The following is an 11,998-nucleotide window of genomic DNA, read 5'->3' as shown; positions in this document are numbered from 1 at the left end:
ATCCCAGCCGCTTCTTTTTATTTCCCTACCATGTTCTCCGGTTTTACCCATTCATCAAACTGGTCAGCAGTTAAATGACCGCTGTTTACGGCAGATTCTTTTAACGTTGTGCCGTCTTTATGTGCTTGCTTGGCGATTGCAGCCGCATTCTCGTAACCGATATGCGGGTTTAATGCAGTAACCAGCATCAACGAATTGCTGACGTGGTTTTGGATAACATCCAGGTTGGCTTCAATGCCGACAGCGCAGTGGTCATTAAAGCTGATCAAGCTATCTGTCAACAGACGGACAGACTGCAGGAAATTGTAGGCAATGACTGGCTTGAAGACGTTCAACTCGAAGTTCCCTTGGCTTGCAGAGAAACCGATAGTTGCATCATTGCCCATTACTTGAGCTGCGACCATCGTCAGTGCTTCACTTTGGGTTGGGTTGACTTTGCCAGGCATGATCGAGCTTCCGGGTTCGTTGGCAGGAATCGTAATTTCACCGATTCCGCTGCGGGGACCACTCGCCAGCCAGCGTACGTCATTGGCGATTTTCATAGCATCTGCAGCCAGTGCTTTAATGGCACCATGCGTGTAAACCATTTCGTCATGGCTTGTCAGTGCATGGAATTTGTTTTCTGCAGAAGTGAAAGAAGTTCCAACTGCTTCGCTGATGAATTCAGCAACAGAAGGACCAAAAGTTGGATCCGCGTTGATGCCTGTTCCAACAGCTGTGCCGCCGATTGCCAATTCACGCATATGTTCCACACTTTCGCGAATCATGCGCTCGCTTTTTTCAAGCATATGTCTCCAACCGCTAATCTCTTGGCCAAGTGTCAAAGGCGTTGCATCCTGCAAATGCGTACGGCCAATTTTGATAACCTCGTCAAATTGCTGTGCTTTTTCATCCAAAGTTGCTTTTAGCTTTTGGACAGCCGGCACCAGATTTTCAGTTACAGCCAAAACTCCTGCAACATGCATGGCTGTTGGGTACGTATCATTTGAGCTTTGAGACATGTTCACATCATCATTGGGATGAAGTTTTTCGTCAGAATTTTGTTCTGCCAGGATTTCGTTGCCGCGGCGCGCCAGAACTTCGTTCATGTTCATATTAGATTGTGTACCGCTCCCTGTCTGCCAGACAACCAATGGAAAATGATCGTTCCATTTGCCTTCGATCACTTCATTTGCAGCAAGTTCAACGGCTTTCATCTTCGCTTCGGACAACTTCCCAAGTTTATGATTCGCTTTTGCTGTCGCCTTTTTTAATTGGGCAAAAGCCATAACGACTTCATGCGGCATGCGTTCTGTACCGATTTCAAAATTCTGTACGCTGCGCTGCGTTTGAGCGCCCCACATTTTGTCCGCTTCAACTTGAATTTCACCAATGGTGTCTTTTTCTGTACGATACTGCATTCCATTCACTCCAATTCTGATGTCTATGTATTCTTCTCTTCTATTATAACCACACCCGAGCGCAAAAAAGCGACCTTCGCAGTTAAAAATCGCCCGTTTTGCTGCTGAAAAATTCTTCTATAATCGCTTCATCAGAATGCGGAATATATTCGCCTTTAACGATTTGTGCACCGTTGATTGAGCCGCTGGAAAGAAGGATTAAATCATCCGGGCCGCTTTGCTGCAAGGCTGCAAGCACTGCTTCACGCCGAGAATTGGCTGTCACCACCTGCTGCTTATAAGGAATTGTGAACCCATCCAATACCGCATCAATCACGGTACTCGGCTCATTGTCGCCTGGATGGTCGACAGTGACCACGAGAACGTCAGCTTTCCCTTCAGCTGCTCTGGCCATTTTTGGCATTTTTGAAAAGTCCCGTATGCCAATGCCTGCAATCAGTGCAATTAGCCGGTTATGCGACAACTTCTTTACTTCTTGCAATACAGAGGCTAGCGCCACCGGAGTATGGGCATAATCCAGAATGATTTTACGGTTTTCAGGGCCATGGATCACTTGAAAGCGGCCTTCAACCTGAGGCATATTTGGAAGAACCGTTAAGATATCTTCTAATTGAACATCTGACAAAAGTGCCGTGCCAATCGCTGCAGTCAAATTAGCCGCGTTGTATTCACCATAGAGCGGCACGTGTATCGGAAATCTCTTTTCTTGATAGCACAAATCAAACTTCAATCCTGTGTCCGAAGATTCACAATCTGTCCAAATCAAGTCAGCACCAGAATCCAGTTGGTTGCTGTATGTCAAAAAAGGATAATCAATCACTTCCAGAATGTCTTTAGCCATGCCTTCATCATCAATGTTCACTACGGCAGCCTTGGCTTGCTTGAATAGCAACAGCTTAGACTGAAGATAATGAGTAAATGTCTTATGGTATTCCAAATGCTCTTCTGAAATGTTGGTGTGGATAGCCACATCAAAACTGATGCCTTCTACACGCTTTTGGTCTAATGCAATAGAAGATACTTCCATTGAGACGGCCTGATCGCCTTCTGTTACAAACTTGTCAAAGATTTTGTGAATATCAGATGAAATTGGGGTGGTAGGGGTGCTTTTGTAGAAAGGAATTTTGCCATTGGCCCCGATAATTCCTGTTGTTCCAATAAAACCGCAAGCTATGCCCAAGAGATTGAACAAATTATACACATAAGTAGCTGTGGTTGTTTTGCCATTGGTTCCCGTAACTCCTATTTTCAACAGGTTTTTTTGAGGGGAATCGTAAAAAAAGTCGGACATATGGGCAAGTGCAGTCCGTACATTTGCTACTACTGCAAATGAAAGGTGTGGATTTTTTTGGGCATATTCATCGATTATTCCTTTGTTGGAACCGATAATTGTGGACGCTCCGTTTTCGATCGCTTCTTCAATATACAAATGTCCATCGGTGTTTTCTCCTGGGACACAAAAGAAAGCACAGTCCTGAGTGACTTGTGTTGAATTGTATTCAATTGAACTGATTTTAGATATTTCAGGTCCAAACTGATCGATTACGGGGAAAGATGGAATGCTAGTGAGTTGTATCTCCATATAAAAGGCTCCTTAGGGAAAAAAATTATGTCAAATACCTATAGTTTCACAGGAACATGTATCATTATTCTATCATTTCCCTGTTATACCGCCAACATTTTAAGTCGAATTAAGTCGAATTTTTCTGAAACGCAGTTTTTTTCTGTACTTTTTTATAACAAAAAAAGCCTGTTGCTCCAATGATATCTTGGAGCAGCAAGCCTCTTTATTTTTAAATACAAAATTCTTATGCCCATCAAAACCCTCGGCATCCCAATAAAAAAGAGAGTCAATCTTAACTTTGATATAAGATTTTCATTTTTTTAGACAGGTTAATGGTTTACTGGTCTGGACATATAAAATACCGTTATTCACTTCGACAATCCATACTTTTGCATCTTGGCCAATGGATTCATTGTCATAGCCAGTTGCACGTTTTGAAATCATTCCGGCACAACTCTCCAGTACCACTTCTCCATATCCGTCGACAGGAATTGGAATAATCACCTTGGCTGTTTGTCCAGGCAACGGATCTTCCGAATAGCCGATTGATGAGTCTGCAGTAGAAAGCGGCAATAAAATAAAGTAATAAAGCAATAAAGCCAAGACGGCTGCGACTCCTGCAGCAATCGCCAAAACTGTCCATTCATTAAACTCCGTTGCTGTTTCCATCAAAAAGCCGATTGCAGAACCAAAGGTAATGAAAGTCAGGACTACAGCTGGGTCGAGTTTTGGCAATGGCTTTCCATGATTGGCAATGTCCCCGAAAAACACATACAGTACGGTCATTGCTCCTGCTGCAAGCAAGACATACATGTAGAGTTGTTCCATAGACAAGCCAAAAATAAACATTCCAAAACCTCCCATTCCAGTAAGTTAAATTCCATCTTACTAAGTAATAACGAATAACTCAGGAGGAAGTTTCAGAATTCTTTAAGATTCTATAAAAAACCCGTTCTTTTACAGAACGGGTTTCGCAAATTGAAGTTCGTGAAAGCCATGTACCAGTTGAAAGCCAATCCCCAAATATCCATCATCGAGCAATAGCTTCTGCTTTTCGAGATCGTCCAACTTTACGGTAACGTAGTCGCTATAGTGGTCTAGTGAGAGATTCAAGTCTTTCACCAAAATATAACGGGTTAATCCTGCATACTTTTCCTTCAAAGCAGCAATGTGCATCCCCTGCGTAAACTTGTCTTTCAAACTTGGAATATTCATGGGTGCGACAGTACAACAGACATAGCGGAATTCTTCATCAAGATTCGGCAATTCCTTCATGATAACCTCAGCCAGTTTCTGCTGTAAACGATTCCCACGATACTCAGGAAGCACTACGGAAATTTCCTGGTAAATTACTTTCCCCAATTGTTCTGGCGGAAGACCAATATCCCAGCCCAAATGCTCTTTATCAATTTCAGGAATCAATAATGCCCGGAAACCAATCAGCTCGTTTTCGACAAATGCTCCCACCACCAGTCCACGCTCATTCAGAATAAAAAGGAATTCCTCAGTAGTCAGCGGTTGAAGAGTGTCCTTCTCGGAAAGCGACTCAATTACTTTTGCTTGAATCTGTTCGATTACGGGCAAATCTTCCAAGTAAAGCCGCTTCATAGAAAAGGGAAGCTTTTTATGAAGCACTTGATTGGTTATTATGCCTTCATGCAGCAACTTCATCAGCCATTCTCCTCCATATTTTTTGTAGCTATAGAATACCACCTTCATTCCGAAACGTCTGCAAGTTTTTTCGGTCGCTTATCCGTTCAACTATTTTGGTGAAGAATCAGCAAACAGCTTAACAGCCTTCTCTTTTAAAAACCTGTCAATTTCCTTTCGAGTGCGCAGAAAAATAACTTGGTTTTGTGGATTTTCTTCTATAAAGTGTTCCATTCGCTTTCTCATCTTTACTTTTCTGGCGCTGTATGTGGAAACAATGAATCTCAAAAAGCCTCCATCCAGCTTTTCTGGACAACCAGCTGCCATATCGGGTCGGGTTTTTCCATGGTTCAGGATGCGGCGCTTAACGACACGGTACAGGCACACAGCTAAAGGCAGTTCTAAATAGATGATGGTGTCCGCCCTCTGCTTTCGAATCTCGTACGTAGCTGTGTAGTTTCCTTCTATAATCCAGCAATCGTGTTCAACGAGAATCTTTTGTTTTTCACCAAATTCTTGATCATCGCTTTCCACCCACCCCGGCTTCCAAAAATAAGCATCCAAATGATGGACCGGAATTCCCGATAGATCTGCCAGTTTTCTTGAAAAGCTTGATTTCCCGACTCCCGCTGATACGCCAAGCACCATGATTCTCTGCATAACTGCTCCTCCCCACTCTCTATATCATTTAGTTTTCCCATTATAATTCAAGGCTCGAATGAACAATAGCAAAAAGAATATTTCATAATCCCTTGCAATATATGTAACCCCGTGTTATTCTAAGGAAGAATTATTTTTGTTCGGATAACTTTTTACAAAGTGTCAGATGTCCATCTGCAAGATTTGAGCAAGGATAGTAATACAATGTATGCTTACGCATACGAGGAGGAAACACACATGGAACAAGGTAAAGTAAAATGGTTTAACTCAGAAAAAGGATTTGGCTTCATCGAACGCGAAGGCGGCGACGATGTATTCGTACATTTCTCTGCAATCCAAAGCGAAGGCTTTAAATCACTTGACGAAGGTCAAGAAGTAACGTTTGATATCGAGCAAGGCCAACGCGGTCTTCAAGCTACTAACGTACAAAAAGCTTAATCTAAAGCAAAACTATCAATGAGCTCTTCTTCGGAAGAGCTCATTTTTTATGCGTTTTTTTAAAAGTACAACACAAAAGATACTGAGTGCAGCTTTTATGAGCTCTTTGTGATCTGTTCCTCCTCAATTTCTCACATAGCTCCGACCTTCAAATCCAATTTTCTTTTGGAAACGAAAGCGGTATGTGCCCAGAAGGCACATACCGCTTTAATTTTATCTAATTTAACCAAAAGTATAGCTGGAAAACTCCAAAAATCAAAATACATAAGCCAATCGTTCCAAAAACAATTCCCAGTGCCAATTTTTTTCCGGTCATGCCGTCACTCCTTCTTCATTTTCAACTCTTCAATGGTTTCGGTAATTTCATAAGCTCCCGAACCTTTATTCGACAAGACCGTCAGAATGTTGCCGTCTGCCGGATAAAATGCGGAATGGAAACTGACGCCAGGATCATACCCCGAAACATGATACTTCATCGCTCCATCCTCTTGGCTCTGAATCCATAGTCCATAGCCATAGTCGCCGTCTTTCCCAGACGCATGAACTTGCAGCATCGTTTGCAGCAGCTCTTTGGCTAACAAGGTGCCATTCATTAAGCTGGTCCAAAAATTCCCCATATCACTCGCTGTGACATAAGCGCCACCGTCAGCACCTCCACGAATGGGGATGGCGTATTGATTCGTACGCCACGCTTCATCTTCTTCAATATAGCCAAAGGCCGTTTCGCCAGGCAGCCGGTCTAAACGGAAATAACCTGAGCTCTGCATCCCGGCTGGACCAAAAATTTGCTCTTCCACTACTTCGGTAAACTCTTTTCCAGTTACTTGCTCTACCACGAGACCCAGCGCGATAAACCCAGCATTGTTGTAATAGAAGCTTTCACCCGGCTGGAACATCATGGGCTGGTCTTTAAATAACGGAATAAAATCGGAAGCAGTTTGCATGGTGTACATCGGCCGATTTTTCCAAAGGTCTTCGTAATCATTCATGACTTGTTCATCAAAATAATCCGGTATGCCGGATGTATGCGTCAATAATTGATGGATCGTGGCATCAAAATGTGGAAACGCCTGCGGCAGCAACTGGGATAGCTTGTCGCTGAAATCAAGCTTTCCTGCTTCCACCAATTGACATACAGCAACAGCGGTGAAAATTTTGCTGCCAGATGCAATACCGAACCTTGTATCGACAGCATTTGGCCGTTCGTCAGCACGATTGGCAAATCCTCTCGCAGCAGTCCAGGTTTCCTCTTTATACAAGTAGGCGACTCCTGAAAAATCAATATCGTCCATCTTGTCCATAATGGGCGTAGCTGGTTTCTCCTGCTCGAATCGTCCGTCCTCTGTAATGTTAATCTGCCGGCCATCCAACAGCTCAATCGACAGCGGATGCGTCTCGCTTTTTTGTTTTGAAAAATACCAGAGGCGCTTTGGCGCAACTAATAATATATAGGCGTGTCCACTTCCTAGAAAATTCAATGCATTTGGATCAATCCCTTTGTAGCCCCGCACCGGAATGTCCATCTTTTCAAGCTGTCTGCCTACTTCTTCAACATGCGGTGTCGTGATGCTCACTTCACTGATGCTAAGCAAAGAATCGACGGTGAAATTCCCCATACGATCCACGCTGCGCCGCGCAATAAACTCAATAACATTGCCTGCGGGATCCTGAAAATAAAATGCATCGGCATCAAAATTGGCGTAGAACACTTCGTCCATGCCCTCTTGACGATTTAATGTAACCCGTTCCCCCGCCCACCATTTCGCAAGCGTAAACTGATTGCCTGGAATGTTCAGCGCATAGTGATAAATCGCAGGACTTTCTGATTCCCGAAAAACCAATTGAGATTCACCAACCGACAGCGTAAAGCTGCTTTCATCTTCTTCAACAATCCGGAAGCCCAATTGGTATTCATAAAAGCCCTTCATATCTTCTAACTGATTTGTGTATAAGGTCACCTTTTTAAACATGTCCTCACTCCTTGCCTTTAGCATACCGAAAATTCCAAGTTTTTACCTCTTTTAGCCACAAAAAAAAGAGCCCAAGAGCTCTTTTTTGGTACTTCTGCCAAAACTGTAGGCAGTCAATTGCGCAGTGTGCAGCGAAGCCTTATCATGTCCCGGCATTCGATGCCATTCTCAAAAATCGGCTCCGGATAATTCCGCCTGAAAAAATCAAAATCGATCGCATGCATGCGGAATCCACATTTCTGATAAAGCGCCAGTTGGCCGAAACTTGAATTGCCAGTGCCGATCTCGACAACCTCGAAACCACGTTGCGCTGCCTCACCCAACGCATGCTGGATAAGCTGCCGTCCATACCCTTGGCCACGGCTATTTTCGGAAACTGCAATATTCTTAATCTCCACCGTTGTTTCTGACAGGGCGAGCAGAACGTAAACACCGACAACCGAATCCTCTTGCTCGCCAATCATACACCAGCCGGACTCACAATAAGCCCGCACCAAGCTTTCAGAAGGATCCGCTTCGAGCAGCAAGTCCATCGGCAGTGATTCATGAGCCTGCAGCTGACGGAATCGCATCATTTCTTTTCTTTAAAGCCTTGATCCATTAAATAGTTTTCGGCATCATCAAAAGTCCCGAAACTTTCCTCCAGGTTTTTGCCTGTGTAAATATTCCAAAATGGTTCTTCGTAAACCAAATCCAATTTCACATCGTCACGGCTAACCCAAGTTTTATCATATGGCGGTTCCGGTTCTAACGACAAGTAATCCAAAGAATCGGCCAAGACGCTGCGCAATTCCTTTTCCGAAAAGTCACGGACATTAACAAAGCCTTTTTTGTCTGCTTCATAATGCGGCAAGTTTCCTACATAGACAAACCCATTGCCTGTCGGATGCAGATGGTAAACAACGATTTTCTTATCATACAAGCTCTCTTCAAAATGAAAGTTCACACGTTTCATCGATACATCTTTTCTCGTCAGTTCCGGAAAAGATTCAATGATTTCCAACTTTTGTTCAAATGTTAACAATCTCATTACCTCATTTCTTAGTTTCAGTACTTCATCAAAAACATTCGCAAGATCCAAAATATAAAACTGCCTGCTGAAAGCTTACAGAAATATATGGTTACACCCGTACCGCATTTTTAATTACCATTTAGTATAACATGCCAGGCTCAATCCCACATCCATAGAAAAAAACTGCGCGAACGCAGCTTCGGGATTTACTATAAAGTTGAAAAACGATTTTACTTTTTCTTACCAAACGGCCACCAGACACCCCGGTCAAAGGATACTGAAATCGCCGGTATTAATAATGGCAAGACAATCAAGCCGTACAGCAGCAAACCAGTAATGACAATGGTTGCGATTTGCACAAGGCTCAAGACGCCAGAAGGCATCATGGCACCGAATGTACCCGCCAAAATAATGGCTGCTGTGATGATGACCGTTCCCATTTTTGCCATGGATACGCGCATCGCATCGCGAACCGTAACGCCATTAAATGACTCTTCACGGAACCGGTCAAGCAGGAAGATGGAATAATCGACTCCCAGCGCGACTAACATGACAAAACCAAAGAATGGCACTGCCCAGCTGATGCCATCATAGCCCAGGCCGTTAACAAAGATCAATTCCGCAATGGAAATCGATGTATAATACGTTAACAACAATGATCCGATCATATACAAAGGCATGATCAACGAACGGAAAAGAATAGCCAAGACAACGAACAAACTGATCAGCATGATGACTACCGTATTCGTAAAGTCATTGGAGGATACTTCTTCCAAATCACTGTTGATGCTTGAGATTCCGCTGAAGGCAATTTCTGCACTTTCAAGCGGTGTTCCTGCAACAGTGCGCTCCACTGTTCCTTTGATGTCAGAAGTGATTTCGATGGCTCCATGAGAATATGGATCTTCAGAAAGGACGACTTCCATCATCATTCCTGTACCATCTGCAAATGAATAACGATCTAATACTTGTTCAAAATCAGCGCTCTCGAGTGTGCCGTCTGGAATGAACAAGCCTGTATCGCGCACAGCTTCACTGCCGCTCATTTCTTCCATCATGTCGACAGCTTCCGTCAAGCCGGCTTCAATTTCTCCAAGACCGTCGTTTGAAGCACCGACTCCGTCTGCCAATTGCGTTAATCCGGCACTAAGTTCCGCTGTTTGCCCAGCTGCTCCAGCCAAACCTTGCTGAATTTCTGACAAGCCACCGTTAATCTGCGCCAAAGCACCAACAGTTTGCGGGATGTTGCCTGTCTGCTGCAGCCCCTGGGAAACCTGATCTAATTGTTGACTGATCTGGCCGAGCCCTGCTGCTGCTGCTTCCAATCCCCCAGCATTACCGGCTTGCTCACTGATAGCAGTTAAGTTGGTCTGGACTTCTGTCAGTCCTGCCTGCACTTCACCGATTCCATCACGAGCTTCGCCAAGCCCATCGGCTAATAGGCCGAGCTGTTCATCAACATAAAGCTCGTCAATTACCTCACCTGTCGGACGCGTAATCGATCGAACCGTTTCCACACCATCAATTTTTTCGATTTCTTTACTTAATGATTCAAAATAAGGAACAATTGATCGGTCTGTCAAAGAGTCATCAGACTTCACGATTACTTGGACAGGCAGCGAATCCCCTTGGCCAAATCCTTCTTCAATCGCACGTAAACCTTGCACTGATTCATATTCCGAACCAATTTCGTCCACTGTATTAAACGACAAAGAATTATCGTATGTAAACAGCAACGGTACCGTGATAATTGCTACCACCAACATGGACAGCAACGGACGGTTAATGGACAGCTTGCTCATGGTCACCCATAGTTTGCTGTCGTTGTGGGAAGCCGATTTTTTAGCCGGCCAAAATAATTTTTCCTTCAATAACGACATGAAAAATGGCACGATTGTATATAAAACCAGCAGCAGGACAAATATCCCAACGGCTACCGCTACAGCAGATTTAAAAATCGGGAATTCAGCAAAACCGATGGCGAAAAACCCAATAAATACGGCGATTCCGCTGATCAGCAAGGTTCTTCCTGCTGTTTTATACGTATTGACGATGGACTGCTCCACGCCATGTCCTGCCGATAGTTCTTCTTTGTAGCGGCTCAACAGCAAGATGCAGTAATCCGTTCCAATTCCGAAAAGAATTGCCACCAGGAATATTTGCGTATAGTTGGATACGGGGAATCCAAACCAATCGATGAAAAACGCCACCAATGATTGGCTCAATAAATAAGTAATCCCAACAGCCACAAGTGGAATGAACGGCGTCACAATGGAACGGAAAACGGCCAGCAATAATCCAAAGATCAAAACAACCGTAATGATTTCCGTACGTTTCAAGCCTTCTTGTGCACTGATATTAACATCATTATTAATGATGGCTTCTCCCGTCACATAGGCGGTCAAATCTTCGGGAATAATGGTTTCCCGGATGGTATCCGCAACGGCGTTTACTTCTTCGTCCGTTCCATCAACTGTCACCGGCATTAAAACCGTTTGGCGATCTTCAGAAATCAACTGATTTTCCAACTCTTCGCTTTCAACCGGATTTAACACGCTCGTTACCGGGTCACCAAGTGCCTCGATGTCCGTTACCATTTGTTCGAGCGTTTCCCGCATTGAATCGGTCAGTTCGCTTTCCAATGGCATGACCAAAGAGATGGTTTGTTCAGAGGCATCCGCATCTGTCAAAATTCTTGAAGCGATTTGTGAGGAGGCTTCGTCAGACAACTGAAACGAACCTGCCTCTTCTGCCTGTTCCGTTAAATTAGGGGCTAATAAGAATAAGACGACCGTTAGCACAATCAAACCGATTGCGATTGGCCATTTGAATTTTAATACGCTATGCATTTATTACACTCCATCCATTTTTATGATCGTTTTCAACTTGCGGAAAATCGTGAGAAATTGGTCTATTTCTTCATCCGCAATATTTTCGGACATCAGCTTCTCGATATAATCCGTCAACACTTTATCCAGCTCCATTAAAATGGCCTGGCCTTTGTCCGTTAGCTCAAGCAATTTTTCACGCTTGTCTGTCGCTTCTACAACTTGAACCACTTCTTTTTGCAACAACTTTTTTATGCGGCTCGAAATCGCACTTTTATGTACGGCCTGTAAAATCGCCAGTCTTGCCGATGTAATGGGCTGTTCCTTGCTGATCATCTTCAACAGCTGAATTTGTTCAGGCGAGTACTCTTTCCATAAAGGATGATCCACCGATTTAATAACCCGCTCAGTTCCATAAATCATAACCTCTTGAAACAGATCCACCGCCTCTTGTATTCGTGTATCCATAATAGTTT

General features: G+C 43.8%; 11 protein-coding genes and 1 pseudogene. 1 reads left to right on the top strand and 11 read right to left on the bottom strand.

Going from position 1 to position 11,998, the window contains the following annotated elements:
* Positions 1 to 17 precede the first annotated feature (17 nt).
* The 5 genes from fumC to AC4EHK_RS15175 all read right to left on the bottom strand — a co-directional run bounded on the left by fumC (position 18) and on the right by AC4EHK_RS15175 (position 5,274).
* Positions 18 to 1,400 (bottom strand): class II fumarate hydratase, encoded by a 1,383-nt coding sequence (gene fumC / locus AC4EHK_RS15195; RefSeq protein WP_490979631.1) that lies wholly within the window; start codon positions 1,398 to 1,400, stop codon positions 18 to 20.
* Between the two features lie 82 nt (positions 1,401 to 1,482).
* The gene (locus AC4EHK_RS15190; RefSeq protein ID WP_490979630.1) at positions 1,483 to 2,982 is read right to left on the bottom strand and encodes a UDP-N-acetylmuramoyl-L-alanyl-D-glutamate--2,6-diaminopimelate ligase; all 1,500 of its coding nucleotides are present in this window, start codon (positions 2,980 to 2,982) and stop codon (positions 1,483 to 1,485) included.
* 294 nt (positions 2,983 to 3,276) lie between these two features.
* The gene (locus AC4EHK_RS15185; protein ID WP_490979629.1) at positions 3,277 to 3,813 is read right to left on the bottom strand and encodes an NfeD family membrane protein; all 537 of its coding nucleotides are present in this window, start codon (positions 3,811 to 3,813) and stop codon (positions 3,277 to 3,279) included.
* 108 nt (positions 3,814 to 3,921) lie between these two features.
* Entirely contained in the window at positions 3,922 to 4,635 is a 714-nt protein-coding gene (locus AC4EHK_RS15180; protein ID WP_490979628.1) for a hypothetical protein, read from the bottom strand.
* A 90-nt stretch (positions 4,636 to 4,725) separates the two neighbouring features.
* Entirely contained in the window at positions 4,726 to 5,274 is a 549-nt protein-coding gene (locus AC4EHK_RS15175) for a P-loop NTPase family protein (RefSeq protein ID WP_490979627.1), read from the bottom strand.
* 237 nt (positions 5,275 to 5,511) lie between these two features.
* Between AC4EHK_RS15175 and AC4EHK_RS15170 the strand changes: the two genes are divergently transcribed.
* Positions 5,512 to 5,712 (top strand): cold-shock protein, encoded by a 201-nt coding sequence (locus AC4EHK_RS15170; RefSeq protein ID WP_006830093.1) that lies wholly within the window; start codon positions 5,512 to 5,514, stop codon positions 5,710 to 5,712.
* Between the two features lie 320 nt (positions 5,713 to 6,032).
* Here AC4EHK_RS15170 and AC4EHK_RS15165 read toward each other — a convergent pair whose 3' ends face one another.
* From AC4EHK_RS15165 to AC4EHK_RS15140, 6 genes and pseudogenes are all read right to left on the bottom strand, one after another.
* Positions 6,033 to 7,013 (bottom strand): serine hydrolase domain-containing protein, encoded by a 981-nt coding sequence (locus AC4EHK_RS15165; RefSeq protein WP_490979768.1) that lies wholly within the window; start codon positions 7,011 to 7,013, stop codon positions 6,033 to 6,035.
* Between the two features lie 135 nt (positions 7,014 to 7,148).
* A pseudogene (locus tag AC4EHK_RS15160) lies at positions 7,149 to 7,328 on the bottom strand (serine hydrolase); the annotation flags it as partial.
* Positions 7,329 to 7,795: 467 nt separating this feature from the next.
* Entirely contained in the window at positions 7,796 to 8,257 is a 462-nt protein-coding gene (locus AC4EHK_RS15155) for a GNAT family N-acetyltransferase (RefSeq protein ID WP_490979626.1), read from the bottom strand.
* Positions 8,254 to 8,706, bottom strand: a complete 453-nt coding sequence (locus AC4EHK_RS15150; protein WP_490979625.1) for a hypothetical protein — start codon at positions 8,704 to 8,706, stop codon at positions 8,254 to 8,256. The genes AC4EHK_RS15155 and AC4EHK_RS15150 overlap by 4 nt, the downstream gene beginning before the upstream one ends.
* 218 nt (positions 8,707 to 8,924) lie before the next feature.
* On the bottom strand, positions 8,925 to 11,543 hold the full coding sequence (locus tag AC4EHK_RS15145; protein WP_490979624.1) for an MMPL family transporter: 2,619 nt from the start codon (positions 11,541 to 11,543) through the stop codon (positions 8,925 to 8,927).
* Positions 11,544 to 11,546: 3 nt separating this feature from the next.
* Positions 11,547 to 11,990 (bottom strand): MarR family winged helix-turn-helix transcriptional regulator, encoded by a 444-nt coding sequence (locus AC4EHK_RS15140; RefSeq protein ID WP_490979623.1) that lies wholly within the window; start codon positions 11,988 to 11,990, stop codon positions 11,547 to 11,549.
* Positions 11,991 to 11,998: the final 8 nt, after the last annotated feature.

It is taken from the genome of Planococcus sp. TJ-307, assembly GCF_058268435.1.
This window is presented reverse-complemented; position numbering and strand designations above follow the sequence as displayed.

Coding starts and splice junctions, on each gene's coding strand:
- AC4EHK_RS15175 (WP_490979627.1), bottom strand. CDS start 5,274: ATGCAGAGAATCATGGTGCTTGGCGTATCAGCGGGAGTCGGGAAATCA.
- fumC (WP_490979631.1), bottom strand. CDS start 1,400: ATGCAGTATCGTACAGAAAAAGACACCATTGGTGAAATTCAAGTTGAA.
- AC4EHK_RS15145 (WP_490979624.1), bottom strand. CDS start 11,543: ATGCATAGCGTATTAAAATTCAAATGGCCAATCGCAATCGGTTTGATT.
- AC4EHK_RS15185 (WP_490979629.1), bottom strand. CDS start 3,813: ATGTTTATTTTTGGCTTGTCTATGGAACAACTCTACATGTATGTCTTG.
- AC4EHK_RS15170 (WP_006830093.1), top strand. CDS start 5,512: ATGGAACAAGGTAAAGTAAAATGGTTTAACTCAGAAAAAGGATTTGGC.
- AC4EHK_RS15190 (WP_490979630.1), bottom strand. CDS start 2,982: ATGGAGATACAACTCACTAGCATTCCATCTTTCCCCGTAATCGATCAG.
- AC4EHK_RS15180 (WP_490979628.1), bottom strand. CDS start 4,635: ATGAAGTTGCTGCATGAAGGCATAATAACCAATCAAGTGCTTCATAAA.
- AC4EHK_RS15140 (WP_490979623.1), bottom strand. CDS start 11,990: ATGGATACACGAATACAAGAGGCGGTGGATCTGTTTCAAGAGGTTATG.
- AC4EHK_RS15165 (WP_490979768.1), bottom strand. CDS start 7,013: ATGGACAAGATGGACGATATTGATTTTTCAGGAGTCGCCTACTTGTAT.
- AC4EHK_RS15155 (WP_490979626.1), bottom strand. CDS start 8,257: ATGATGCGATTCCGTCAGCTGCAGGCTCATGAATCACTGCCGATGGAC.